The organism is Diaphorobacter sp. HDW4B (assembly GCF_011305535.1).
In the GTDB taxonomy this organism is placed as follows: Bacteria; Pseudomonadota; Gammaproteobacteria; order Burkholderiales; family Burkholderiaceae_C; genus Diaphorobacter_A.
Map to the genome: position 1 here is coordinate 712,727 of NZ_CP049906.1, position 26,770 is coordinate 739,496.

Here is a 26,770-nt window from a genome sequence, read left to right on the forward strand (position 1 = left end):
ATCCTTGCTGTTCAGAGGGCCGTGCGACCGCCGAGGGTCTCCGCGACCCAGTCGGCGATGTAATGGCCGGCGTTGATGGAGTTGTCGAAACTGGAATGCTGGACACCGCCTTCGCGCTCGGTGAATATCTTCAGTTCGCGCTTCGGGCTATGGACGAGTTGCTCGTAGGTGCGATGCGCCCACTTCAGTGGAATCTGTGAATCTTTCTCGCCATGCGTGACCAGAAACGGAACGCGGATTTTTTCGACCACGCCGTCCAGATGCACGTTCTCCGCAATCTTCATGAACTCGTCCATGTCCTTGGCTCCCCAGACCCACTGCACGTGGCTCCAGTAATGCGGCACAGGAAAGTTCCCCTCTTTTTCCAGTCGGCGCTTCTGAACATCGCGCCAATCGTGGTTGGCACCCCAAACCACACCGCAAGCGAATCGCGGCTCCATCGCCACGGCACGCGGGCAGTAGTAACCGCCGAGCGACACCCCTTCCAGACCGATGCGCTTCGGGTCGATGTCCTCGCGCTGCTCCAACCAATCGACCACCCGACTGGCCCAATGCTCGCTGTCGTAGCGAGCCGTCAGGCCGTGCAGGCGCAATGCCTCGCCAGTGCCCGGTTGATCGATCACGAGCGACGACACACCTCGGCGCGCCAGCCACAGCGGCAGGCCGACGCGGTACTTCATTTCCTTGGTGGAATCCAGACCGTTGACCTGAACCAACACGGGTGCCCTGCCCTGCACACCTTCGGCACGCACATACAGAGCGGACAGTACCTTGCCCTCGTATGGAATTTCAACGCGAATGCAGTTCTCGCCACTGAGCTGTGTGCCTTTCGCGAAGACCTCCAGAAAGCGCTGATACAGCGCTGTTCGGCCCGGCGCGCCGTGCGCCTGCAAGCGTTCGCAGGTGAGGTAGTAGGTCGCCGCGCGGTTGTATTTTTCTCCTGCCGAAATCAAACGGCCAAGGGATTCGTCCTCTTCGGCCATGGCGCACAGCTTGTCCGCCATGGCGGCCCAAGTGGCTCGAAAGGCCTGCGTGCCCGCAGCGTCCGGGGCCTTGGCCGCTTCCTGCAGCGGCGCGCACATGGTTTCGATCTCGCCCATTCGGGCCCCCATCTCGATGGCCAGATCGACCGACAGGTTCCAGACATAGTTGGTTGGGAAATAGCGGAACATCAAACAGTCCTACGTAATGATTGATTGAAAGACTCGAAAGTGAAATTCAGGTGCCAGCGATGAACGCGGCCCTAGCGTCTGTGGGAATGGACATCGTGAGCTCCTTCATGCAAGCGCTGGCGTTGCGCCTGTCTCCACGACAACGCGTTCCACCGCAGCGGGTTTCAACAGGAAATGCGCCAGCGCCGGCAGCAAAATGAGCGCGCCGAGCATGTTCCACAGGAACATGAATGCGAGCAGCAAACCCATGTCGGCCTGAAACTTGATGGGACTGCCCACCCAGGTGATGACACCGATGGCCAGCGTCACCCCCGTCAGCATCACGACCTTGCCGGTGAACAGCAGCGCGCGGTGATACGCGGCCGCCAGACTCTTGCCCTGACGCAGCTCTGCCAGCGTGACCGACAGGATGTACAACGCGTAGTCCACGCCAATGCCCACTCCGAGCGCGATGACTGGCAGCGTGGCGACCTTCACGCCCATGCCCAATCCCACCATGAGGGCTTCGGCCAGGAACGATGTGACGACCAGAGGCAACACAGCCACCACCACCGCCCTCCACGAGCGGAATGTCACCAGACACAGAATCACCACGGCGCCGTAGACCAGGAACAGCATCTTTCGCCACGCATCCTTGACGACGATGTTGGTGGCTGCCTCGATGCCCGCCGAACCTGCCGCCAGCAGAAACTCGGCCTGGGCGCTGTTGTTCTCCGACGCAAACTGCTCCACATGGGCCACCACGCCCGCCAGCGTGTCCGCCTTGTGGTCGCGCAGGTAGGCATAGACCGTGAGCAGCGAGCAGGCATCGTTGTACAGACCGCGCGGGGCGCTCGCAGTGGCCGTGTTCAGCATGTCCTGGTTGGCAATGAATTCATACCACTTGGGGTTGCCCTCGTTGAGGCCCGACAGCACCCGGCGATTGAGCAGCGCCAGCGTGTTGGTGGACTCCACACCCTTCAATTGCCGCAACTGCCACTCCAGCGAATCGACCTTGTTGAGCGTGTCGTAATGGGAGCACTGACCGGGCGGTGTGCGGACCATCACGGCCAATACATCGCTGGAGGCACCGTAGGCTGCGTTGACGTACGCCACGTCACGGTTGTAGCGACTGTCGGCGCGCAGCTCCGGTGCGCCCGGATCGAGATCGCCGATCTTCAATTGCGTGCTGGCAGCAAAACCACCGATGCCCAGCAGCAGTCCCACCATGACCGTGACCGTTGCCCAGCGCTTCTCGGTGAAACGGGTCAACACGCGCCACAGGCGTCCGCCTTGCGCTGCGGGGAGGCTGGCATTCTCGTCACGCAGACTGCGTGCGGCAGCCTTGGCGCTCACGCCGGTGTAGCTCAGCAAAATGGGCAGCAAAATCAGATTGGTGAAGATCAACACGCCGACACCCAGCGAGGCAGCAATCGCCAACTCACGGATGGACTGGATGTCGATCACCAGCAGCACGGCAAAACCCACTGCATCGGCCACCAGCGCCGTGAGACCGGCCAGAAACAGGCGACGGAAGGTGAAGCGCGCAGCCACCAGTTTGGGCGCACCGCGGCCAATGTCCTGCATGATCCCGTTCATCTTCTGCGCACCGTGGCTCATGCCGATGGCGAACACGAGGAAGGGCACGAGGATGGAGTAAGGATCGAGCGCAAAGCCCAGCAGCGGCAACAGCCCCAGTTGCCAGACCACCGCCACCAGCGATGCCAGCACCACCAGCACCGTGGATCGAATGCAGCGCGTGTACCAGAACACCATGGCTGTGGCGATGAGCACGGCAATGGCAAAGAACACCAGAACCGCGCGCACGCCATCGATCAGGTCGCCCACGATCTTGGCGAAGCCCGTGATGTGGACTCGCACGCCCTCGGACTCGAACTTTCCGCGCAGCGCTTCCAGTTGGTCCGACAGTTGCGCATAGTCGATCGCACGTCCCTGGGCGTCTTTGGCGAGCAGCGGAACGAAGATGGCCGATGAGCGCGCATCGCGGGCTACCAGTTGTCCGATCTCGCCGGAGCGCGCCACGTTGGCCGCGAGTTGCTGCAAGCTGGACGCTCCGCCATCGAAGCCATCGGGAATCATCGGTCCTCCCTCGAGGCCCTCCTCCGTCACGCCAAACCAGCGCGTGGAAGGCGTCCACAGGGATTTCATTCCCACGCGATCCACGCCCGGCAACACGAAGATGGCGTCGTTGAGTCGGCGCAGCGTGTCCAGGTACTTTGCGTCGTAGATGTCGCCCTCGGGCTGAGCGACAACGATGCGCACCGAATTGCCCAGACCACTGAGTTCGTTCTGGTTGCTCAGATAGTTGGCGATGTAGGGATGGCTGACGGGAATGGACTTTTCGAAGCTGGCCTGAAGTTGCAGGCGTGTCGCCTGCCAGCCCAGCAGCAAGGTGATCAATGCGCACAACGCCACCACAAGCCAGCGGTGATTGAACAACACGCGCTCGACCAATGATCCCGAACGCGGATCGAACCGCGCCGAGTCCAGCACAGGTGAAGATGACGGCATCATTTGGCGCGCCCTTCCAGTCGTTGGATGCCCGCCACTCCCAGCACCATCAGGTGATCGCCGGACGCGACCAGTCCTGTCAAAGGTGCCTGAGGTGGAGCATCAAGTTCCTTGAGATCACCGCCCTGCAGCCGAAGCACGCGACCCGCCTGATTGGCCAGCAACACCGCGTTGTGGATCGGCAGCGAAGCCGTGATGGAGGCCGGTCGCTGATTCGCGATCTGCAACCATTTCTGGCCGCCATCGCCACTGCTCCAGATATTGCCGCGCAGGCCCGCCAGCACGATGTCCTGCCCCATGATTTCACCTGTGAACCAACTGCCCTGATAGGGACTCGCGAGCGCTTGAAAGCTCTGTCCGCGATCGCTGGAACGCATCATCAAACCCTGCTCTCCCGCAAGCAGCACGGTCTCGCCAGAGCCCCGCGCCACATAGAGGTGCAAGGCTTTGGGGTTGGGCAGACGATCCGTCCAGGATGTCCAGCTCTGGCCACCATCCTCCGTTGCAAAGGCGATGCCGAATGCGCCCACGGCGAGAAAGCGCTTGGCATCCCAGACGAGCACATCCAGGAAAGGCTTGTCCGGACCTTCGCCCACCAGCCGTTCGGCATCACGGATGCGTGCGGGATCGCCCTTGCGCTGAGCCTCCTCGAGTGCCAACTGCGCCAGACGCTTGCCGTCGAGCCTGCGGGTCCAGGAGTCGCCTGCGTCGTCGCTGACAAGCACGGTGCCTCCATGCCCCACCGCCACCACATGGCGGGCATCCGCAAATCGCACCGCAGTCAGCGTGACGCTGGTCGGCAATGCCACCTGACGCCATTGGCCGCCGCCATCGTCCGACACCATCACGATGCCACGCTCGCCCACGACGACGGTGCGATTGCCGACCGACGCTGCGCCGAGCAGGACCGAAGACGCAGGCCGCTGCACCATGGCCGCGGGGCGTTCGCCAGCAGGCCCCACGGGTGCGGCGATTGCGGCAGCACTGGCGAGCGAAGTGGCTGCGGCGGTGACGCACACGGCCGTGGCCCATCCCGCGCAACGGGCCTGCACGCTTGCAAGAAGACAGTACATCATGGCCTCAGCGCACGCCTTCCCCGGCCATGGCTTCGGCCGTGAAGTGCGAGTCCGCTCGGCGCGGCACGATTCGGTAATGCTGCTTGCGCTCATTGACTACGCCACTGGCATACCAGGCACCACTGATCAGGTCATTGAAACCCCACTGCTGCTGCGGCGTCGTCGCGGGCAGATCCGGCATCACCACGGGGTGCGACCAGACGGTTTTCCACAATTGGCCATTCGCATCCCAACGGTCAGCCAGCACAGCAACCCAGGTGTCTTCATCGAAGTAGTAGCGCGAGCGGGCTGCCTGATGGCGCTGCCCCGGCTTGAGATTCGCCTCCAGCACCCAGACGCGGTGCAGCTCCCAGCGCACGTGGTCAGGATTCAGGTGGTTGGCCATCAGCAGGTCGCTGTCTTTTTCTGGCGTGTGCATGCGGTTGCTGTTGTATGGAATCAGCATCTCGCGCTTGCCCACGATCTTCCAGTCGTGCCGGTCGGTGCGGCCGGTCAGCACATCCACTTCGTCGAAACTCGCCACACCGCCGGAGGCGGGTGTGGGCGTGTCACAGCATGAATTGGGCAGCTTGCGCACGCGGCGCTGGCCGGTGAGGTAGACCCACGTCGCCGTCTTGTCCTGGTCCACGTTCTGACGCCCCACCAGAGCCTCTCCCGCGCGCACTGGAGGGCCGGAGTTGAGCATGCGGATCATCCAGTACTCGCCGTTGTACTTCGCCTCCTGGCCTTGGGCGTAGTAGGGCATCTGGAAGTCGCCAATGGCTTCGACCGACAGCACGCTCTGGCCATTGGCCGTACCGAGATAGCCACGGAAATCGGTCTGCCAGGCTTCGCCACGCCAATGCATTTCATGATTGGCGATGACCTCCTTGGCAGTCTTGGGAATGGGAAACGGGATGCCTCCGAAGGCATTTCGAAGGATCTCGCCGTCCATGTTGGCCGATGTCGCGTTCTTGAGCGTGTTGTCGTAGACCCATTGAGGCGCGGCAGCCGTGCGCAGCGTCTTGTAGACATCGACACGGAAGCTGGGGTACTTCTTGAGCAGCGCCTGCGTGCCATCGGTCAGTTTGTCGGCGTACTGGGCCATGTTGGCCGCATTGATGGAATATTGCGGCTTGTCGGCAGCAAACGGATCACCCCGGCGGCCGCCATTCTTGAAGCCGGGCATCGGCGTGGTGTAGCCGCCCGACCAGGCCGGAATGCTTCCGTCCTTGTTGCCCGCGCGCTCCGCCCCGAATGGCGTGAGTTCGGTCTTCAGCTTCGCGGCTTCATCGGCTGTCACAGCGGCATGCGCAGCCATGGTGCCGAGCATCGCAGCAACCACCACAGCAAGAGGTGTCAAGGGAATCGTCATGGGTGTCTCCAAGCAATGTTTTTAGAAAGTGGTGCGCAGCGAGAGGCTCAGAAAATTGCGGTCCTTGAGCGCCTGGCGGTACTGGGCGTTGTTGACGTTGTCCAGCGTCGAGCCTTCCTTGCCCAGGTAATGCACGTAGTTCAGTGACGCCGTCCACTTGCCCAGGTACACGCCCGACAGGCCCAGATTGACGTCACCGCCCTTGTCCACCGCAAAGCCGGGACCGACTGCAGACGACTTCCCGAAGCCGTAGCCCAAGCCGATGCTGGGCGTGAGATCCAGTCCGGGCAGAACCTGCCGGTACGAGGGAGCGAAGACCATCCGGACAGCAGTCGCGTCGCGGTCCGTGTTGGGGTTCAGCATCTGCGGGTTCTGCGTCACCTTGAGCGTGCGGTTCCAGGCGATCTCCCCGATGAAACTGGACTCACGCGCAATGAAGCTAGGCCCCAGGCTGGCCAGCCAGGAGAACTGCGCATGGGCGGTCTCGCCCACCGCGTAGCCGGGATTGGCCCGGTTGTCGTATTGGACGCCGACCCCAATGGCCGGGATCACGGACTGCCCGCTGCTGGCAAGCGGCGCGTTCTTGCGCAGCGACACCTCGCCCGCCAGCCCCCATTCACCCAGCGTCTTGGCGAAGCTCGCCCCGAAGGCGCGCACGCCTTCGTGATAGGCCCACTGGTAGCTTCTCGCGGTCAGCGCGGGGGGCACACCGGCGAGCGTGTTGTAGATGTTGCTGGGTGTGGTCGCGTGATAACGCGTGGCATAGAAACCGAAATCCGTGTCGATGCTGTCGACACGCCAGCGCAATTGCAGGCCCCCTTGACCACGGTCTCTGGCGTGAATGTCGCCTTGGCGGATGAACGCTCCGGTGGGCCCGGCGTTGATGCGCTCCGCACCGGGACCCATCGCGTCGGAGCCGGACAGATAGGCGCCCACGGGCACCAGCCGCGTCTTCTCCCATTCGTAGTTCCAATAAGCACCGACCGCCACATCGCTGGACAGTTGCACCTGACCGGACAGTTTTCCCGTGGGGCGCACTGTTTCCTTGAACTGCGAGTTCGGTACCGACAGAAGCTTGATCAAGTCCAGCGGTGCCTGACCGCCCGCAATGCCGTTGGCTCCGAAAAACAGACTCTCGCCCCACAGCAGCGTGTGACGACCCAAACGCAAGGTCGCGGGCTTGTCGAGCACGTCGAACTTGCCGAACACAAAAGCGTCCAGCAGCTCGGCCTTTCTTCCCATCAGCGAACGCGTATCGGACGTGAACTCGTTGGCCGGGGCATGGTTGGCGCTGATGCCGGCGTTGTCGTTCGAGCGGTTGTAGACCGTGTCGTACCAGGCGGCAGCGCTGATGCGTCCCCCCCAATCGCGGCTGGTCACATCCAGCTCGCTCAATACATCCACGCGGTTGGAGACCAGTCCCTTGCCGAAGTTGTTGTCTCCGTCGTCCTGGTTCATGTTGTTGGGACCGACCACGCCTGTGGGGCCGAGGCGGGTCGTCGAGAGCCCGGGCGATCGATCCTTGAGCCGGAAGGCATTGCTGTATTTGAGCGTGTTGTCCCAGCGAACCCTCAGGTCGGGATTGCCGGTATCGAACTCGAAGGCGCTGGCACCGCCGCTGGAGAGCAGCGCTAGCACCGCCGTCGTCGCCAGTTTGTACGTTGAGCCGACGCGGCGAAGTGAATGGATCGTGGCCATAGTTTTTTGTCTCCGTAACACTGGCCTTGCAGGCCACATGGAGCAGCGTCAGTCGTGGACTGCACTGCACTTCTTCTTTCAAGTGACGTGAGATTAGTCAAACGACTGCCTCATGAAAAATGGTTTGCATCCATCTCATGCATCTATGGCGTGAATACATTCAGGGTTAACCCGATTACACAAAGCGCGGCTTGAGGTAAGGTCACGCCTCCATGCGCTTCAATAAACTTGACCTGAATTTGCTAGTGGCGCTGGATGCGCTGTTGTTCGAAGCCAGCATCAGCCGGGCAGCCGAGCGCACGCACATCAGCCAGTCGGCCATGAGCAATGCGCTGGGAAGGCTGCGGGACTACTTTGACGACGAACTGCTGGTGCAGGTGGGTCGGCGCATGGAGCTGACACCGCGCGCGGAGATGCTCCGGGACGCGGTTCGCGATGTGCTGGTACGCATCGACAGCTCGGTGACGGCCCGGCCAGAATTCATCCCCGCCCAGTCCGATCGCGAGTTCCGCATCTTTGTCTCGGACTTCACGTTGGCCACATTGATCCCCCACCTGTTGGCACGTGCACATGCACAGGGACCGAATATCCGCTTCGCCATGCTGGCGCAGGTGCTGGAGCCCACGCGATCGCTCGAACGCTCGGAAGTCGATCTGCTCATCATGCCAAGCGATTACTGCACCCCCGGCCACCCCACGGAAACCCTGTTCACGGAAACTTTCCAATGCGTGCTGTGGCGCGACAGCCGACTCGCGCAAGCTGAGCTCACCCAGGACTTGTACCTGGCAGCAGGCCATGTCGTGATGGTTCCGGCAGCAATGAACTCATCGTCGCTGGAGAGTTGGCTGTTCAAGCAGCATGGCCTCAAACGCCGCATCGAGGTCACCTCATTCAGCTTCTCGGCCATTCCCGCCATGGTCGTCGGCACCGAGCGGATCGCTACCGTGCACAGTCGGCTCGCGCGCCAAGCATTGCAGAACCTGCCACTCGTGGCGCGCGACGTTCCGGTGGAACTGTCGGAGATGCGCCAAGTCATGCAGTGGCACCGCTATCGCACACGCGACCCGGGCATCGAATGGCTGCGCCGCGTTTTTCATGAAGCAGTGCGTGACATGGACGCCGCTGACTCGCCGCTTGCTCGCAAGTGATCTGCACTGGCGCGCGACGACGGCTGTGATCGGCGTCGATCCTCCGTCTTCGGCATCCGGCTGCTCGCGAACCTCCGACCGGCCCGCTTAGGGTGAGGCTCCGTTTTGAACCCATTGACACTCGACTGATGGAGTCAGGCTCCGGAGGGATGCAACAACTCCCGAGCCTGCGCACGCGCAGCCGCCTTGTCATGCACCACCACCATCGCAAATCCATACATCTTGCGGACCTGATTCAAACGGCCTTCGAGCAATTCGCGCAGTTCCGGATCGCCAGTGACATAAAGGTAGCCTCGGCAGTGCTGGCGCAGGTCGGCCTTGCGCTGCTTGATCCAGAGGACGGAGCGCTTCTCGTCTTCATGCGGCTCATCGTCGTGATCGTGACTGGGCGGGATCCAGGCCATCACGAAAGGCTGTTTCAAAGCAAGGATGCCGTCCAGCGAATCAAGAATGCGCGACACGCGGTCGGGCTCATGCAGTTCGGGAAAGCGGCCATAGACCAGCGGCCATTCGCTGGTGTCAAAGAGAGCGGGATCAACGTTCGGAAGGGAGGTTGTGGGTGTGGTCATGTCAGGTAAGCCATTCGATGTGAGTGCGTTCGTGAAGTCCGTCACGAGGCAACGGATTCATTGCGAAGGTTGAGCAACAACCACGCGATGGATGCCAGCAAAGCGGCGAGTCCCAAGGCATAGAAAGGCTGCCAGGAAATGAGTGCCACGAGCTTGCCTGCGAGCACCGAGGCCACAATTCCGGCAAGCCGCGTGCCGCAAAACAGCACGGCATAGTTGGTGGCGGCGCTCGGCCCTTCAGACCAGCGCAGGATGAGCGCGGAGTAGATGACCATCAGTCCGCCCACCACGGTGGACATGCCGACAGTGCCAATGATTGCCACAAGCTGCCAGCGCTGGTGGTACCCGGTCATCAGCAGCACAACACAGAGACCGCCGACCACGGCCATCAGCGTCAATGCGCCGCGATGCCCCAAGCGGCGAATCAGCGGCGTGGTGAGCAAGGCAACCGCCAGCAGCCCCAATGGCTGGAGCGTTCCCACCAGCCAGGCGATGCGATCAAGCGACACGCCGATGTCGACCAGCATGACGCGATTGAGCGCGCTGAGCGGGAACATCACGCCAGCAGCCACGACCAGCAAGGCAAGGTACTTGCGCATGCGCGCCTGATGCAAGCAGGCGAACCAGCGCTTTTCCGGCGCAGCGCGGCGGCCTGACTGTTGCCGGTCCTGCGGAGACAGGCCCAGCACGGGCACCAGTGAAAGCAGCATGAATGCAGCCACCAGCACAAAGGTCATCTGCCAACCGAGACGATGGAGTGCAGCCACAAAAACACCACCGCCGAGCATGGAGCCGCAAGCCAGCGCGGCGAGCTTGAGCGACGCCGCCATGGGTTTGCGCTGCTCGTTGGTCAGTTCCACCGCCAGAGCGTCAAGCGCCAGATCCATGGTTGCAGCGGCAATGGCGATGACCAGCCCTATTGCGAACAACAGGCCTGGCGATGCGCCATCCAGAAACGCCACCACCACCAATCCAGCCACGGCGATCAACTGCGCCAGCACAATCCAGCCAATGCGCGGCGACAGGAACGGCAGTCGCCAGCGGTCCACCAATGGAGCCCAGAGGAACGACAAGCCGATGGGCAGATAGAGCGCAAAGGTCCATGCGATCTTGTCCATGGAAAGACCGCGTGCGCGCAAGATCGGCGGCAAGCCGCCTTGCAGCAAGGCGGCCATGACGCCAAAGCCCACGTAGAGCAGCCCCATGGCAAGCATCACCCTGCGCGTGTTGGGATCCGACGGGCGATTCAGTGCACTTTCACCAGCCATATTTGAGCGTCGCGAGGAAGGTTCGGCCCTGGCCGTAGTTGCAGAAGTTCACGCCATTGCATGTGAAGAAGGTCTTGTCGGCCATGTTGGTGACGTTGAACGACAGCATGGCTCCGCGCATGGACGGGGCCAGATACTGGAGGTCATAACGCAGCATCGCGTCCATCACCGTATAGGCCGGAATCCGCTGCTGGTTCGCGGGGTCGGCAAAGGCCGATCCCACATGGCGTATGCCTGCTCCCGCCGTCCAGCCAGCGAGCGCTCCTTCGGTGAACTTGTAATCCGCCCACACGGTGGCCGTGTTCTTGGCGACGGTGATCGGGCGCTTGCCCAGATCGGCTCCGTTGCTGCGCGTGACTTCGGGATCGATCACGCTGAGGCCCGCGATGACGTTGAGGTTCCTCGCAGGGCTGAAGCGCGCTTCGAGTTCGATGCCACGCGAATTGACCTCGCCGGTCTGCACCCGTGCGTTGGGCAGGCTGGAGGTCGGGTCGGCCGTCAGTACGTTCTGTTGAGTCAAGTCGAATGCCGAAAGCGTGAACAGTGCTTCGTGGCCCGGCGGCTGGTATTTGATTCCGACTTCAGCCTGCTTGCCCGTGGTCGGCTTGAACGGCGCGCCGTAGGGGTTGGCGGTCACCGAAGGGTCGAACGACGTGGCATAGCTCACATAGGGAGCGAAGCCATTGTCGAAGTTGTGGATCAGGCCCGCGCGCCACGTGAACTTGCTCAGCTCCTGCTGGGTGAATGACTTGGTCAGTTGGTTGTCGTTCTGCACACGGGCGCGGTCATGACGAACGCCCAGCGTCAGCCCCCAGCCGCCCCACTTCAGTTGATCCTGCACATACAACCCCACAAGGTTTTGCGTGCGGTCCGGACTGGTAGAGGCCTTCGGCATGGTGATGGCCTGCTGGTAGTCGGGGTTCAGGTAGTCGAGCGTCGGTGCAGCACCATAACCTTGCGTCTGCTGCCAACGGTCATGCTGCAGATCGAGACCGAGCAGCAGTTGATGCGCCACCGCACCCGTTTGCAACTTGCCTTGCAAGTGCGTGTCCACATTGATGGCATTGAGCTTTTCTCTGGACCACAGCGCATAGCGGTTGAGCGTGTGCTGGTCGGCCTGCAGGCCTGTGCTGCCCACCTGGTTCTGGTCGAGCTTCATATGCCAGTAGCGCAGGTTCTGCTTGAGACTCCATGCCTCGTCAAAGCGATGACTGAATTCATAACCCAGGCTGGATTGAGTTCGGTCGAACTTGTTGTAGTCCGGCGATCCATCGAAGAAACTGCGCGGAAAGGCACCGTTGGGATTGGGAAGAATCGAGCCCGCCGAAGGCAGGACGCCATAGAAGCCGCCCTTGGGATCATGCTGATACAGACCGAGCACGGTCAGTTGCGTATCGGCATGAGGCTTCCAAGTGATCGAAGGTGCGATGTAGATGCGCTCTTCCTTCGTCATGTCCACGGACGTGTCGGACTTGCGCGCAAATGCGGTGAGCCGGTATTGCAGCGTGCCGTCTTCGTTCAATGATCCACCGCTGTCCCAGCTCATCTGCTGGCGGTTGTGGCTGCCCGCCGAAACCGACACCTCCTTGAACGACTCCTGCGTGGGGCGCTTGCTCACCATGCTGACGATGCCGCCGAGCGGGGCCTGTCCGTACATCACCGACGCGGGGCCCTTCAGCACCTCGACCCGCTCCAGACTGTGGGTGTCGATCTGCGGCACCAGGTACGAAGCTCCGCGCGGCAGACGCAGTCCGTCCAGATACAAAAAGGTATCGGACACACCGCCGATACCGCGAAACGCCATCATGTCAAAGCGCGATGTATCGCCGCGGATGTCTGCCGAAAGGCCCGGTGTGTAGCGCAGCGTCTGCGTCAGTTGCTGCGTGCCCTGGCTCTCTATCTGCTCCTTGGACACCACATGGATCGTCATGGGCGTTTCCATCAGCGGCGTGTCGGTCTTGGTCGCACTCAGACTGCGCTTGGCGACATAGCCCAGCACCGGGCCGTTGGCCACCTCGCCGTCGGCTCGCGCGGTCACTTCCACTGTCTGCAAAGTGCGTTCGCCGGATGTGGGCTGCGGGCGCGGCTCGATCGTCACCAGGCTGCCATCGATGCGCGCCTGCAAGCCACTGCCTGCCAGCAAGCGATCCAGCGCGGCGCGTGGGCTCAACATGCCGCTGACAGCAGGGGCCTGCTTGCCAGCCACCAGACTTTGCTGCACGAAGAGCTGCATGCGCGTTTGCCGCGCCCAGTGGTTGAGGGCCTTCGCCAGCGGCTGGGCCTCCAGTTGGAACGGAACCTCTGCACCCATGGTCGCGGGGGCCTGAGATGCCTGAGGCGTTTGCGCACAAAGTGGCGCAGCACTCCAAGCCAAAGCCAGTGCCAAGGCCAAGGCCAGCGGCGCGGGCCGAAAAAGGCGGTGATTCATGTGTCTCGCTCTCCAAAGAAAAACTGATTCCTAAGGAGGTAGACGCAGCACTCGAACGCAACCCTGTAGCGAACAAGAAAAATTCTTGTTCAGTTGCTGGGGACCACCTCGATCACGCCATTTCTTTCCTGCAGACGCACCGGCAATACCCGCGGCAAGGCCTTGTGCAGTGCGCTGATCGCCATGGGATCGAAGGTGCCCGACAAGCGCATGGCCGCCACCTTGGGATCTCTCACCTGCAACCCTGTCGATCGGTAGCGCTCGACTTCGGCCAAGGCTTGCGCCAGCGGCACGTCCACAAAGCTGACGCGCTGTTCACGCCAGGGAGCGACGCCATCGGCAGATACGGCAGACACGGGACTCGCCACCATGCCCTGCGCATCCGTGGATATCTGCTGACCTGCGGTGAGCAAGTCACCTGCCTGCAAGTCATATGCACCTCTCTCGGCCTCAGCGACACCCAACGCGGCAACCCGCACACGGCCCTCCTCGACGGCAACCTGAACACCTGCATGACCAGGCATGCCAGGCGTATAGCGCACCGAAAACCGCGTGCCGACCACGGTGACGCGTGTGAGCCCCGCCAGCACATGGAAAGGGCGACCGTCGTGCTGCACTTCGAACACCGCCTGCCCTTCGATCAACTGCACCTCGCGGCGTTGACGATAGAAGCGCACCTCCAGTTGAGTGGCGGTGTCCATGCGCACGCTGGAGCCGTCCGCCAAGCTCACGTTCTGCTGCTGACCGCGTTCGGTGCGAAAGGCCTGCACGGAGGTTGGCTGCGCCTGAAGATGTGACCAAGTCATGTAGCCCACTCCGGCCACGCCAGCCATGGCCATTCCGGAGACCACCGGCCATGCCAGAAAACGTCGGCGCGTCGGCTGCTGCACGCTGCGCGCCGAAGCCAGTCTGGCCTTGTCCTGTGCCAACCGACTGCGCATGCTCGCACGCAGATCATCGGGCATGCCATCCAGCTCGCCCCAGAACGTTTCGCCTTGCGCATAGGCCTGGGCATGCAGCGGATCGCTGTGCAGCCAAGTCTGGAAACTGGCCTCGTCCTGTGCACTCCATTGGGCATCCCGTCGGCGCACCAACCAGCCCAGCGCCTCCTGGCGAAAGCGCTGCAAATCGTTGGTCGAAGCGGAGGAAGGAATCTGCGAAGTCATGAGAGCCGTCTAATGTATGTAGACGCACGACTGGTAGGCAACCCTGTACGTTCAATCGGGGCGAGCAAGGACACGTTCAATACCTTGATTTCTAGTTTTTCTGTCGACCTCTGGAACTGCGCGGGCGCGGCGCGCCACCGTCGAGGGCATCCGCCCGCGCCCAACAGGCATCGAGCGCAATCTGAATCTGCATTTCCACCGTCTTGATGGAAATCCCCATGCGCTCGGCCGTTTCCGCGTGCGTCAACCCATCGAATTTGACCAGAATGAAGGCCTCGCGACAACGTGGCGGCAAGCTGTCCACCACTTCGGCGATTGATTCGAAGCGCTGGCGTGAGGAGACTGCCTTCTCGGGTTCGAGCATATCTGGTCCGGCATGCTCATCCGGCTCGACCGCATTGTCTTCGGCATCAGGATCGATGGCGCGACCACTGGACTGCGCGCGCCGATAACGATCGGTGAGCAGATTGCGGGCCGTCCGATACAGCAAGGCGCGCGGGTCCTGCACGCTCGTGCCCGAACGTTCCGCTGCATACACGCGCGCAAAGCTCTCCTGGGTCAGATCGGACGCCACATCGCGATCCCGCACCTTGTGTGCGAGAAAGCCAAGCAGTTCTCTGTAGTAGCGTTCGAACACAAGTGACGGGGCGCAAGGTGGATGAAAAAGGTTCTGCCCGCCAAGCCTTTTTGGTCACTTTCGGCTGAAGCGGCTTAATTGGGAATAATTCTCATTATCCATGATATGCAACCCATCTCTTCGAAACGCCCTGTCCGCACCACCCGGCACTTGTTCGTTTGCACATTCCGCAAGCGGCAAGCAGTTGAAGACTCCACCCGCAGCGCTCATTCGAAGCTCGACTCGCGCGCGCAGAAATCGATCTGGAACGCACCCTCCGACACGAATTCGACATGGTGCGGAGCCTGTGGCTGAACCAGCAATTGCATGCCCGCCTCCAGCAGAATCGTGCGCGGGGGTTCCTCGTCGAGCGTGAAGACCAGACTGCCGCTCAGCATGCGCACCAGCCCCCAGGCTCCGGCCTTGGTGCTGTGGGTGTTGCGCAGGGCAGCCGGAAGCTTGTCGTGGGTGAACACCGGCGAGCTTTTGTACACCGCCAGATCCGAAGGGATCTCGGTCTGCCAGCACTCGTCTTCAGAACGCTCCTGGCTCCGATAGTGCTCCCACAGCCGCGCCGCAATGCGTTGCGCCATGGGATCGACCATGGCCTTGAGTTCGGGCGGGCCCAGCTCGGAGGTGGTCTCGCCGAACAGCATCAGCCATTGCTCGAAATGCCGCCAGGTCAGCCCCGGCAGACGGGCATGTTTGGGCATGGGTTCGCCCTCGAAGCCGTTCTGGCGCAGCACCAGCCAGGCCCAGAAATCCACCAGTGTCTGCAGGTGCGCATCCCAATCGCGGATATGCCCGTTGAAGATCGGCGCAAGCAAGGGGTCCTTGCGAACCCGGGCGTAGAAGTGATGAACCAGTTGGTGGATGTGATCCACGGTGATGGCGGGATCGGCGGGTGTCGTCTGTTGCATGCGTGTCCTTCGGAAGCACGCATTCTTGGTGAGTGGCGGCTCACAAGCCAATGACAAATGTCAAGACGGACACGCTGTCCACCCGGCGTCTCGGGCTGGACTAGAACGCTCGTGCAGCGGCGTGGGTGAGTTGGCGCAGAAACGGGCGATCACGCAGACCCCATTCGCGCCCACGACCTTCCACATAGCCGCGCGCCTGCCAGTCGGCGAACAGGCGGCTCAAGGTTTCCGCCCGCACACCCAGGCGCGAGGCCAGTTGCCGCTGGCTCAGCGGAAGCGTCACGTCGTCGCCCTGCTCCTCGCTCAAACGCAGCAGATACAGCGCCAGCCGTTGCGGCGCGGAGCTTGCCGTGAGCCACTCCACTTCGTTGACATGCTGGTAGACCGTGGAGCTCAGCAGGTTGAGCAGCTTGAGCGCCACCTGTGGAGCCTGAAGGCAGAGTTCGCCGAGCGGCTTGCGCTCCAGACGCAGGCACACCGTCTCGCCACGCGCGCGGGCATGCATGGGATAGCGCCCGTGCTGCATGAACATGGCGGCGATCGCCACCAAACGCCCCATGCCGAATGCATTGAAGACCCGCTCCTCCCCGTCCAGCCCGTAGCGCAAGACTTCCACCGAGCCCTTCACCACGAGGTAGTACCACTCGGCCTCGGCACCTTCATGAAAGAGAAATTCATCCGCACCCAGTTCGAGCGGCGTGACGTTCTGGGCCAATTGGCGCAACTGTTCCGTGCGCACGTCCGCAAACAGCGGCAGCGTTCCCAATTGCTGCGCGGCAATGTCTGGCCAATCTAGCGAATTGACTTTTGTCATTGGATCAATCAGGGGGTTGCGGCAATCATTGGTGAATGATAACAATTCTCAAGTACAAGCCCGCTCAAGTCGGACAAATCGCAGCGTCCAGACATCGGCTTTCGTCCCGTTGCATGCGCCTGCTCTCGTTCGCCGTGGCGCTGGGATGCAGCGCGGTTGGTGCTCAGGCCGAGCAGCGCGACAAGCTGGTGCTGGGCGGCCCCGGCGCGGTGGTCAGCTATCCGCTGATGCACATGGTGCAAACGCAGGCGCTCAAGGCCCATGCCAAAACCGTGGAGTTCCGGCTGTGGGACTCGCACGATCAACTGAGCTCGCTGCTCGCGCACAAGCAGCTCGATTTCAGCGCCAGCCCGACGACGCTTCCCGCGCTTCTTGCCAATCGCGGCCAGCCGGTGCGTCTGCTCAATGTGTCCGTGTGGGGATTGATCTGGCTGATCAGCACCGACCCGAAGGTCAAGGGGTTTCAGGACATGGCGGGGCAGGAGTTGCTCTCGCCGTTTCAGCATGATCTGGGCGACGTGCTCATCGATACCTTGCTGACCAGCCAGCAGACCGCAAGTCCGGAAGGCAAATCCGTCCAACTGCGCCGCACCCGCAGCGGCCAGGATGCGATTGCGCTCATGCTGTCCGGCAAGGGCCGGCACGTGGCCTTGGCCGAGCCACTTGGCAGCATGTTGCTGTGGCGCAGCGAGAGCCAAGCGCCCAATGGGAAATCGCCCAAGCTGTATCGCGTGCAAAGCCTTGAAGAGGCCTGGGCCCAGCAATATCCCCAACAGCCCACCCTGCCTCAGGCTGGCTTGATGGCCAATGGAGATGTGGCCAACGATCCCGCCCTGACCCGTGCGGTGCAGGAGGGCTACGCCCATTCCACGCGCTGGTGCAAGGCCAACGCGCTCGGCTGTGCGGAAATCGCGCATCGCCATTTGCCGCACATGCCGGTTGCGGTGCTGCGCAACGCCATCGAAATCACGCATCTGGAGAGCCGCACCGCCCAAAACGCCAAGCCGGAAATCGAGGCGCTGTACCGGCTGATTCAGCAAAAGCACCCCAAGGTGATCGGCAACCAGTTGCCGCCAGAGACGTTCTACGGACCATGAACGCTCACGCCTCAACAAGCACGCGGACATCGCGCGCGTGGGTGGCGGCGGGACTGCTGACCATCGGGGTCGCCTGGCAGTTCACCGCCGAGCGTCTGGGTCCGCTGCTCATGGCCACGCCCTTGCAGACCGTTCAAGCGATTGGCCCGCTGGTCAGCAGCGAACGGTTCGGTCCTGCGGCGCTGACTTCGTTGATTCGCGCGGCCATCGGCATTGGTGCAGGCTGTCTCGTCGGATTTGCGCTGGGCTTGATGGCGGCTGCGAGTGCTCAGTTGCGCGGCTTGCTGGAGCCCTTGCGCTGGCTGCTGATGTCGATTCCCGCCGTGGTCGTCGTGCTGCTGGCCATGCTCTGGTTTGGACTTGGCTCGTCCATGGTCATCTTTCTCACAGCGCTCATGACCGCACCGGGTCTCTACGTGAACACGGTCAAGGGCATGCAGCAAGTGGATCGGCAATTGCTGGAGATGACGCATGTCTACCGCTTTGGCTGGCGGCTGCGGCTGGTGCATCTGTACATTCCGGCGCTCACCGCACCACTGAGTGCAGCCTTGCTGATCGCGGTGAACGCGGGCGTGCGGTTGGTGGTGATGGCCGAGGTGCTGGGTGCCGACAGTGGCGTCGGTCACGCCCTCGCCAATGCCCGTGCCACCTTCGACAGCGCCGAGCTTTATGCCTGGGTGCTTCTCATCGTCAGCTTCGTCGGTGTGCTGGAGCTCGCGCTGATTCAGCCGCTGCAACGCCGCCTCGGTCGTTGGCAGGAGGTGCGCCATGCTTGAACTCGCCAACGTGACGCTGCGCTTTGGACAGCAGACGGTGCTGCGCGATCTGAGCATGCGCCTTCGCGGCGGCGAGAGCATCGGATTGCTCGGCCCCAGCGGCTGCGGCAAAAGCTCATTGCTGCGCATCGTTTGTGGACTTCAACAACCGGACAGCGGCTCGGTTCGCAACCGCTTTTCGCGCACCGTGATGCTGTTTCAGGAGCCGCGCCTGCTTCCCTGGCGCAGCGTGCAGGACAACCTCATGCTGCCGTTGACTGCGGCGGGCGTTCCGCTCACGCAAGCCAAGGAACGCACCGCTCACTGGCTGCGATGCGTGCAGCTGGACGACGCTGTCGCCAAGGCCTGGCCGCGCGAGCTCTCCGGCGGCATGGCACAACGCGTGTCTCTGGCGCGCGCGCTCGCCATGCAACCGGACCTGCTGCTGCTCGATGAGCCTTTCAGCGCGCTCGACCCAGCCCTGCGCCAGGACATGGCCGAGCTTTGTCGCCAGCGCATTTCAGACACCGGCGCCAGCCTGCTTTGCGTGAGCCATCACCCGCAGGAACTCACCTCCATGGTCGATCGCTGTCTGGAAATGCGATCCATGCAACTGCACCCCGTTTCGGATTTTTCAACGAACCCACCATGCACTACCCCATCCTGCTGACCATCCATCTGTTTGCCGCGCTGTTCTTCATCGGCGTCGTGGCCTTCGAGGTTTTGATGCTGGAGGCGATCCGCAAGCAATTGCCACGCGACCTCATGCGACAGCTCGAAGGCGCGATTTCCGCACGCGCCCGAAAAATCATGCCGTGGGTGCTGCTGGCGCTGTTCGGCGCGGGCATCAGCATGGCGCTTTATCAATACCGCCCGCTGCTGGCAGCGCCGCTTGCCAACACCTTCGGACTGATGCTCTGGGCCAAGATCGCGCTGGCCTTCAGCGTGCTGTGTCACTTCTTCACCGCCATGGCGCTGCGTCGACGCGCAAAGCTGCAGGGAAAGTATTTCAAGCGCATCCACCTGAGTGTGTTCACGCACATGGTTTTCATCGTGCTGCTGGCCAAGTGGATGTTCTACGTCCGCTGAACCGATGAATCGATGAATCGATGAATCGATGCGCAGCAGGCCTGCACTCGCTTTCCCGTCATTCCCGCCTTTGCCCCTCTTTTCCACCTCCTTCAACCTCGCCATGACTACCAGCATTCTTGCGCCCACTCTGCGGCACACACCCCTCTTTCTTTTGCTGCTGAGCTGCTTCAGCCCCGCCCACGCGCAAAGCCAGATCACGCCTTCACTGCCCGAGGTCAGCGTGGTCGACTCCAGCAGTGAAAGCCCCGATCTGGCCGCCCGGCTCGCCAGAGAAAAGGCGCGATTGAACAACGTACCCGGCGGCGTCAATCTCGTCGCACCACAGGAACGCGTGCGTCTTCAAACCCTCAACGACGCGCTGGCCAACCAGCCCGGCATCGTGATTCAGGAATTCTTCGGCGGCATCGATCAGCCGCGCCTGAACATTCGCGGCTCGGGCATCCAGAGCAATCCCGTCAACCGCGGCGTGCTGTTGCTGCAGGACGGAATGCCGTTGAACGAGGCTGATGGCTCCTTCGTCATGGGCCTGCTTGAGCCGCGCAATGCTGGCCTGATCGCAGTGCGCCGTGGTGCGAATGCCGAGCACGCTTCTGCCAACACGCTGGGCGGCGAACTCGACTTCCAGTCGATCACCGGCGGACAGCTCAATCGCATCGACGCCAGCATCGGCAGCTTCGGGCGCAAGAGCCTCTCCGCGTCCGTCGGCGCTCAAACGGAGGACTGGGATACCCATGTCTTCGCAAGCCATGACGAGGCCGATGGCTACCGTCACCATTCCGCATCCAGCCGCAGCAGCCTGCATGCCAATGCGGGCTGGCGCTCGGGCGGTCTGGAAAACCGCACCTACCTCTCGTACACCGACCTGGAGTTCGAGATTCCCAACGTCATTCCAGGGTCGCGACTGCGAAGCGACCCGCGAAGCGTGTTGGGCGACTACAGCGAAGCCGCCGACAAATCCAACAACATCTACATCCGCGATCCCAATCGGCAGACCCAGCAACTGCGTCTGGCCAACCGCACCACGTGGGGCACGGATGCCCTGCGCCACAGCTTCGGTGTGTATTGGCAATCCGTGGATGACACCTTCACATCGCCGACGATCTCCAGCCCCACCGACGGACACACCTTCGGCGCGCAATGGACAAGCCACGGACGCAGCGGCAATCTGGAATACCGTTTCGGCCTGCACTGGGCCCGCACGGACATGGATCGGGATCTGCGCGTCGTCAACGGCACCACCGGCGAACGCCTGCCCGCGTCCGCCCAGTACAAGCTGCAAGCCGAGAACCGAAGCGCCAACGCCGGTCTGAGCTGGAGCATTGCGCCAGACTGGAAGCTCATTGGTGATCTGCGCTATGTACAGGCCATCCGTGATGCCTCACAGCAGACTGTCGGCACCCAGCTCAACCAACAATGGAATTCCGTCACGCCACGCGTCGGTGCCATCTGGCAAGCCAGCGACGCCACGCGCGTGTTCGCCAATCTGAGCCGCAGCAGCGAAGCACCGACATACTGGGAGATCATCTCCGGCGACGTCAGCAACCCCATGAACACGGCCACTTTCAACACCGGCATGAATCGCCTGAAGCTGCAGCGCGCCTGGACACTGGAGCTGGGCACACGCAGTCAGTTCGGCGATGGGCGCAACGCTGGCGAGTGGTCAATGAGCGTCTACCGCAGCCACGTGGACGACGAACTCATGGCCGTCACCAACGCCAACGGCACATCGGCAGGCACCTTCAACTACAGCGGGCGCACCGTCCATCAAGGCATCGAAGCAGGCGTGAAAGGCCAATGGGCCGTCGGCAACGGCTCCATCCGCTACCAGGGCGCATACACGTTCAACGACTTCCGTTTCCGCAATGGCGAGTTCTCCGGCAACACCATTGCAGGTGTTCCAAGACACCTTCTCGGAGCCGAAATCAGCTACCACCAAGGTGCTTGGAGCGCAGGCCCCACACTGCGCTGGCAGCCCACCAAAACCCAGACCAACCACGCCAACGTGGATGGCACAGAGCAGGACGGCTACGCCCTGCTGGGCCTGCGCGTGACGTACCAACCACACAGAAACTGGCACGCCTACCTGTCCGTGGACAACCTCACAGACCGCACCTATGCCAGCGCCTTCGTCATCCGCAGCACAGGCACATCGGCCATGCCAACCTTTCTGTCGGGCAACGGGCGCAGCATCCATGCGGGGTTGAGCTACCGATTCTGAAGTCTGGATGGACGTCTCGCCTGCTCAAGCCGAGACGGGAGAGATGTCCATCCACCCCCCCCCCCACGCCTTCTGCCCCGCAAGTTGGAGCTCAAGTGGGCGTAGCGATATACTGCGCAGCCTTGGGTCACGGTGCAAAGTTTGAACTCTGATGGCTTCTTGCTTCCGAGCCGCACTCGCGCATCTCTGGCAGTTGGGTCAACGGGCTTCGCCTGAGTCCTACCGAGTATGGAAAGCAGGCGGCAATTTGACCAAGCCGCTGGGGCGTTCAGGTTCAGCAGGCCGAAAACTGAGATCGGACGGGCTTTTGGATTCCCTTTTCGATCCGTCGCCGCTTTCCGGTGGGTCTGCGAACTGGCGCTCCCGGCCATGAGCTGTCCTTCGCTCCTCATCTCTAAAGCAGTCACTTGGCTACTTCGGTCGCTCAACACTTTGTGCAGGACAAGTGTCGGCCGCAATCACGTCACGGCTGAACAGTAGAGGGCGCTTGATTTTTACGATCCAATCATCTGGGACCTGGCACTTAATGTCGTCTGTAGATGTGCCGCGGGCTCCTCGTTTCAAACATCTTGATCATCTTGGTATGTAGGTCCATCAAGAAAGTACGCATTGGCACTTACGTTTATGGGCAGTCCCTGCAATGCAACAGCGGCCCGTGCATGCCTATTGCCTGCCGAAAACCTCATCGCATAATGGCTACGCCACGCCCGGCTCCGCTATACCGCCCGCGTCTCCATGCCATATATCCCGCCACGCCTCCTTTCATCCTGCGTCGCCGTTTGGGCGATTGCTGTCCTGCAAATCGGCAGCCAACCCCTCATGGCGCAGACCAAGGCTGGTCCCCGCGTCATCGCCTATCTGGGCGGAGGGCCGAGTGAGCCGGAGCGGCTTTGCATGGCCGAGCTGCGCACGGCACTGGAAGAAACCGGTTGGTCGTTTGACAAGCAATTGACGCTCGAATGGCACGACGCGGACCACGATCCGGCCCGGCTTGCACCGCTGGCGCAGGCACTGGTGGCGCGCCGCCCAGATGTGCTGCTGAGCACCACGGTTGCGCCGACTGAAGCCCTGATGCAGGCCACAAAGGAGTTGCCCATCATTGCCATCGGCTCGGGCAACCTGGGCAGGGTCGTTGATGCGCAAGCGCGTCCGTTGGCTAACGTGACAGGAGTGGTATTGAGCCTGACTGGCCAGCACGGTATCAAACCGATGGAAGTGCTGTTGCAGGCTTTCCCAGGCGCGCGCCGCATTGGCATGATCGAGAACCACGCCAACCCGCTGCACGTGCAAAAGGATGGGAGTGGGCTTGGTCCTGTCGTCGACATAGTTCGGCGCGCTGGTGCCGAATTGTTTCGGGTGCATTTTTCTGGCGAGGCAGACATTGCCCGTGCTTGGGAGGAGCTGGCCCGGCTCAAGGTCGATGCAGTGATGATCCGGCCCGATTCCCCGGCGCTGCTGACTGAGCATGCGAGGCAGTCGCTGCGGCTGCGCCTGCCTGCGATCTCGCACCATGCCTGGTTCAGCAACCGGGCCAGCGGTCTGCTCAGCTACGGCGTCGTTGGACGCGCCGATTTTTGTGGCCGCGCGGCGCACTATGTTGACCAGGTGCTGCGTGGCCGCTCCGTTGCCGAGTTGCCGGTGCAGGAGCTGTATGAAGCGGGGCTGAGCATCAACCTCGACACAGCCGAGCGCATGCGAGTGCAACTGCCCACCGCACTCATCGCGCGCGCTGACCGTTTGATCCGGCCTCAGGCCGCGAGTGCGTCCGGCGGAATCAACGGGAGAGCGCACTGATGCGTTGGTCCGGCCATCGCCTGTGGCGCAGCTACGCCCTGTGGATTGCCGGGTTGGTGACGTTAGTCCTTCTGGCCAGCGGCTGCGCGCAGTTATGGCTGATCCAGCGCGAGACACGTGTGGCTGTGCAGGCGCTGCAGGCCCTTGAAGCCACAAAGGCCTCGGCCCGGATCGAGCGCTTCTTCGGCGAGGCCGGGGCCTTGCTGCGCTCCAGTCTGTCGCTGCTGGATTCGGGCCATATTGAAGATGCGGACGCCGATATCCAAGTCGAGCTGTACCGCCTGATGAAGCAATCGCAGGCGATCGAGTCGCTGTACTGGATTGACGGAAATGGCCGCGAGCGCGTGCGCATCTCGCGCATGGCGCCAGACCGCATCGGCCTGAATGAAGACCGCAGCCAGTCGCCCGAGTTTGTGCAGGCTCGCGCCGCAGCGCCGTGGTTCGGCCCAGCCACCTTCATCGTCAATCAGCCGCGCGTGGTGATGGCGTTGCGCGGCAAGCGTCCTGAGAGCGGGGTGCTCGTGGGAGAGCTGGACCTGGCGCAACTGCGTCAGATCATCGGCGAAGCGCGCTTTGGCCGCGAGGGGGTTGCTTATGTCGTCGATGGTGAAGGGCGCTTGCTGGCGCATCCCGACTTTTTCCAAGTGTTGGCCCGTCCAGATGTGACCGCCCACTCTCCGGCGCGTGTGGTGCTCGGCGATGGCACTGGCGGCAAGCTGATCGAGTTCAAGATGCCCACAGGCCGTGCAATGGTCGCTCGTGCTGCAGCGCTGAGCGTTCCCGGCTGGCAATTGATCACTGAGCAGCCACGTGACGAGGCCTATGCGCCGGTGCGCCGTGCGCTGGCCGCCACGCTGATGATTCTCGTACTCGCCGTCGTGGCGGGCTCGGCCGTCGGTATCGTGCTGGCGCGCCGGGTGGTGCGGCCGATCCAGCGACTTGCCGAGGGCGCCGACCGTATCGGCGAAGGCCATCTAGACCATCGCATCGCGCTTGCGCGCCGCGACGAGTTGGGCCAACTCGCGACTCGTTTCAACCAAATGGCTGAGCGACTCGGAGACTCGTATCAGTTGCTCGAAACTCGCGTCGCCGAGCGCACCCACGAGTTGGTGGCCAAACGCGAAGAAGCTGAGCAAGCGAGCCATGCCAAGACGCGCTTTCTGGCCTCGGCCAGCCACGACCTGCGGCAGCCGCTGCACACCATCAGCCTGCTGGTAGGGGTGCTGCGCAGGCAAGCGGTCACCGCCGAAGTCGGTACGTTGGTGGACCATATCCAGGTATCGGTCGCTGCAATGGAGGCGCTGTTCGTCGGCCTGCTCGATATCTCCAAACTGGATGCGGGCATGTCCCGCCCGGTGCTGAACGATCATGCGCTGGCAGAGTTGCTATACCGGGTTGCTGCCAACCACGGTCCGCAAGCCGTGCGCAAGCAACTGCGGCTGCGGGTGGTGCCATCGCGCTGCGCGGTGCGCACCGACGCCATGCTGCTGGAACGGGTGCTCAGCAACTTGGTGGCGAATGCGATCCGCTATACAGAGCACGGCAAGGTGCTCGTCGGCTGCCGTCGACGCCCGGGCGCGGTCGAGCTACAGGTCTGGGATACAGGCGTCGGAATCCCGCCCGCCCAGCTACCGCATGTCTTTGAGGAATTCTTTCAGATCGACAACCCGGAGCGCGATCGCAACAAGGGGCTCGGGCTGGGTCTGGCCATCGTGAAGCGAACGCTGGAGTTGCTGGGGCATCCCTACACGCTGCGCTCCGCGCCCGGCCGGGGCACCTTTTTTTCAATCCTCCTGCCAGTGGCCGAGGCGCCGCCGGTGGTGGCGCCTCGGCCCCAAACTTTGACGGGCTCAGGGCGCATCGCAGGTGCGTTCATTGCGGTGATCGACGACGAGGCCGATACGTGCCACGCGATGCAGGCGCTGTGCCACAGTTGGGGCGCGCATGTACTCACCGCTGCATCGGCCGGGCAATGCTTGGCCTTGCTCGATGAACATCTACGCGATCCCGACTTGATCCTGTGCGACTACCGGTTGCGACAAGGCGATGATGGCCTGAGCGCGATTGAGAAGATTCGTGCGCATATTGGCCAAGCAGTGCCCGCGATCATCATCACCGGCGACACAGCTGCCTCCGATCTGCGGCGCGTGGCCCTCGCAGGCTTGCCACTGCTGCACAAGCCTGTCGGCGCCGGACGGCTGCTGACAGCGATCGCGGCCGCGCTGGAAGCTCACCCAAGCGGGGGAGGCGGGATGATTCAAAACGGTGCAGACTCGGACCATGAAGATTCTGTTGGTAGATGATCACCCGCTGTTCCGCGATGGCGTCGCGCTGCTGCTCAAGGAGCTGGATCCAGCGGTGCAGATCTGGCACGCGTCCAATGTCCGGGAGGCGCTGGCCGCCCTCGACAGCGGTGCGGGCATCGAGTTGATCCTTCTCGATGTCATCCTGCCCGGAACGCATGGCCTACAGGCGCTGGAGGAGGTACGCGAGCGGCATCCCGGTGTACCACTGGTGATGATGTCGTCGCTGGAAGATCAGGTCACCATCGTGCGTTCCATCCAGTTGGGCGCAATGGGATTCATCCCTAAATCAGCCTCGTCACAACAGATGTTCGAGGCGCTACGCACCGTGCTGGCACACGGCATCTACGTGCCGCCGCTCAGCCTCGCTGGCATGGCGCTGGCGATACCGGTGCAGCCGCGCACAAGCCCCGTCGAGCTGGGACTCACCCCTCGCCAAACGCAGGTACTGCGATTGATCCTGGAGGGCAAGCCGATGAAGCTGATCGCGCAGGAGCTGGGGCTGACCCACAACACCGCCAAGACCCATGTGAGCGCTGTGCTGCGCGTGCTGGATGTCACTACCCGCACGCAGGCCATCGTCGCGGCCAGTCGGATGGGGCTGGTGTTGGGCGACGATGCCTCCTGAATGTCTTTGGTTTAAGTACAAGTGGATCCAGCGCTCCGACAAAAGCGCTGAAAGCAATCCATGGAGGCCAAGCGGTTCTTCCGTGCAGAACTTCTGCCAGTGGAAGGGCCAGCCTCACCCAACTGGGTGATGTGCGTGAAAAA

Annotated in this window: 21 protein-coding genes; 9 read left to right on the plus strand and 12 right to left on the minus strand. The window is 62.4% G+C overall.

Features of this window, described 5'->3' with window-relative positions:
- Positions 1–11: 11 nt before the first annotated feature.
- From G7048_RS28100 to G7048_RS28120, 5 genes are all read right to left on the minus strand, one after another.
- Positions 12–1,172, minus strand: coding sequence for a S9 family peptidase (locus G7048_RS28100; protein WP_166071773.1), 1,161 nt, complete (start codon positions 1,170–1,172; stop codon positions 12–14).
- Positions 1,173–1,277: 105 nt separating this feature from the next.
- Positions 1,278–3,686, minus strand: coding sequence for an RND family transporter (locus G7048_RS28105; RefSeq protein WP_166071774.1), 2,409 nt, complete (start codon positions 3,684–3,686; stop codon positions 1,278–1,280).
- The gene (locus tag G7048_RS28110) at positions 3,683–4,759 is read right to left on the minus strand and encodes a hypothetical protein (RefSeq protein ID WP_240933394.1); all 1,077 of its coding nucleotides are present in this window, start codon (positions 4,757–4,759) and stop codon (positions 3,683–3,685) included. Before G7048_RS28110 ends, G7048_RS28105 begins: the two co-directional genes overlap by 4 nt.
- A 4-nt stretch (positions 4,760–4,763) precedes the next feature.
- Positions 4,764–6,113: a DUF1329 domain-containing protein gene (locus tag G7048_RS28115; protein ID WP_166071775.1), complete on the minus strand. Its 1,350-nt coding sequence runs from the start codon at positions 6,111–6,113 to the stop codon at positions 4,764–4,766.
- Positions 6,114–6,134: 21 nt separating this feature from the next.
- On the minus strand, positions 6,135–7,811 hold the full coding sequence (locus G7048_RS28120; protein WP_166071776.1) for a DUF1302 domain-containing protein: 1,677 nt from the start codon (positions 7,809–7,811) through the stop codon (positions 6,135–6,137).
- A 212-nt stretch (positions 7,812–8,023) separates the two neighbouring features.
- Between G7048_RS28120 and G7048_RS28125 the strand changes: the two genes are divergently transcribed.
- Positions 8,024–8,959 (plus strand): LysR family transcriptional regulator, encoded by a 936-nt coding sequence (locus tag G7048_RS28125; RefSeq protein WP_166071777.1) that lies wholly within the window; start codon positions 8,024–8,026, stop codon positions 8,957–8,959.
- A 134-nt stretch (positions 8,960–9,093) separates the two neighbouring features.
- On the opposite strand, the gene G7048_RS28130 is transcribed toward G7048_RS28125, so the two are convergent.
- From G7048_RS28130 to G7048_RS28160, 7 genes are all read right to left on the minus strand, one after another.
- Positions 9,094–9,528: a hypothetical protein gene (locus G7048_RS28130; protein WP_166071778.1), complete on the minus strand. Its 435-nt coding sequence runs from the start codon at positions 9,526–9,528 to the stop codon at positions 9,094–9,096.
- A gap of 41 nt (positions 9,529–9,569) precedes the next feature.
- Positions 9,570–10,796 (minus strand): MFS transporter, encoded by a 1,227-nt coding sequence (locus G7048_RS28135; RefSeq protein ID WP_166071779.1) that lies wholly within the window; start codon positions 10,794–10,796, stop codon positions 9,570–9,572.
- Positions 10,786–13,224, minus strand: coding sequence for a TonB-dependent siderophore receptor (locus tag G7048_RS28140; RefSeq protein WP_166071780.1), 2,439 nt, complete (start codon positions 13,222–13,224; stop codon positions 10,786–10,788). The genes G7048_RS28135 and G7048_RS28140 overlap by 11 nt, the downstream gene beginning before the upstream one ends.
- A gap of 89 nt (positions 13,225–13,313) precedes the next feature.
- Complete coding sequence (locus G7048_RS28145) at positions 13,314–14,390, minus strand: FecR domain-containing protein (protein ID WP_166071781.1); 1,077 nt, start codon at positions 14,388–14,390, stop codon at positions 13,314–13,316.
- Between the two features lie 91 nt (positions 14,391–14,481).
- A complete protein-coding gene (locus G7048_RS28150; RefSeq protein WP_166071783.1) occupies positions 14,482–15,027 on the minus strand; it encodes an RNA polymerase sigma factor in 546 nt (181 codons plus the stop codon).
- Between the two features lie 206 nt (positions 15,028–15,233).
- Entirely contained in the window at positions 15,234–15,926 is a 693-nt protein-coding gene (locus G7048_RS28155; RefSeq protein ID WP_166071784.1) for a DUF1971 domain-containing protein, read from the minus strand.
- Positions 15,927–16,026: 100 nt separating this feature from the next.
- Positions 16,027–16,740 carry a Crp/Fnr family transcriptional regulator gene (locus G7048_RS28160; RefSeq protein WP_166071785.1) on the minus strand — a complete coding sequence of 238 codons (714 nt, stop codon included), beginning with the start codon at positions 16,738–16,740 and terminating at the stop codon, positions 16,027–16,029.
- A gap of 113 nt (positions 16,741–16,853) precedes the next feature.
- On the opposite strand from G7048_RS28160, the gene G7048_RS28165 reads away from it, so the two are divergent.
- The 8 genes from G7048_RS28165 (at position 16,854) to G7048_RS28200 (ending at position 26,627) form a co-directional block, all read left to right on the plus strand.
- On the plus strand, positions 16,854–17,837 hold the full coding sequence (locus G7048_RS28165; RefSeq protein ID WP_240933395.1) for an ABC transporter substrate-binding protein: 984 nt from the start codon (positions 16,854–16,856) through the stop codon (positions 17,835–17,837).
- On the plus strand, positions 17,834–18,613 hold the full coding sequence (locus tag G7048_RS28170) for an ABC transporter permease (RefSeq protein WP_166071786.1): 780 nt from the start codon (positions 17,834–17,836) through the stop codon (positions 18,611–18,613). The genes G7048_RS28165 and G7048_RS28170 overlap by 4 nt, the downstream gene beginning before the upstream one ends.
- Complete coding sequence (locus tag G7048_RS28175) at positions 18,606–19,262, plus strand: ABC transporter ATP-binding protein (RefSeq protein WP_166071787.1); 657 nt, start codon at positions 18,606–18,608, stop codon at positions 19,260–19,262. The genes G7048_RS28170 and G7048_RS28175 overlap by 8 nt, the downstream gene beginning before the upstream one ends.
- Positions 19,241–19,681, plus strand: coding sequence for a CopD family copper resistance protein (locus tag G7048_RS28180; RefSeq protein WP_166071788.1), 441 nt, complete (start codon positions 19,241–19,243; stop codon positions 19,679–19,681). The genes G7048_RS28175 and G7048_RS28180 overlap by 22 nt, the downstream gene beginning before the upstream one ends.
- Positions 19,682–19,784: 103 nt before the next feature.
- On the plus strand, positions 19,785–21,902 hold the full coding sequence (locus G7048_RS28185; RefSeq protein WP_166071790.1) for a TonB-dependent receptor domain-containing protein: 2,118 nt from the start codon (positions 19,785–19,787) through the stop codon (positions 21,900–21,902).
- Positions 21,903–22,796: 894 nt separating this feature from the next.
- Positions 22,797–23,696, plus strand: a complete 900-nt coding sequence (locus G7048_RS28190) for an ABC transporter substrate binding protein (protein ID WP_166071791.1) — start codon at positions 22,797–22,799, stop codon at positions 23,694–23,696.
- Positions 23,696–25,999, plus strand: coding sequence for an ATP-binding protein (locus G7048_RS28195; RefSeq protein ID WP_166071792.1), 2,304 nt, complete (start codon positions 23,696–23,698; stop codon positions 25,997–25,999). Before G7048_RS28190 ends, G7048_RS28195 begins: the two co-directional genes overlap by 1 nt.
- On the plus strand, positions 25,962–26,627 hold the full coding sequence (locus G7048_RS28200; RefSeq protein WP_166071793.1) for a response regulator transcription factor: 666 nt from the start codon (positions 25,962–25,964) through the stop codon (positions 26,625–26,627). Before G7048_RS28195 ends, G7048_RS28200 begins: the two co-directional genes overlap by 38 nt.
- Positions 26,628–26,770: the final 143 nt, after the last annotated feature.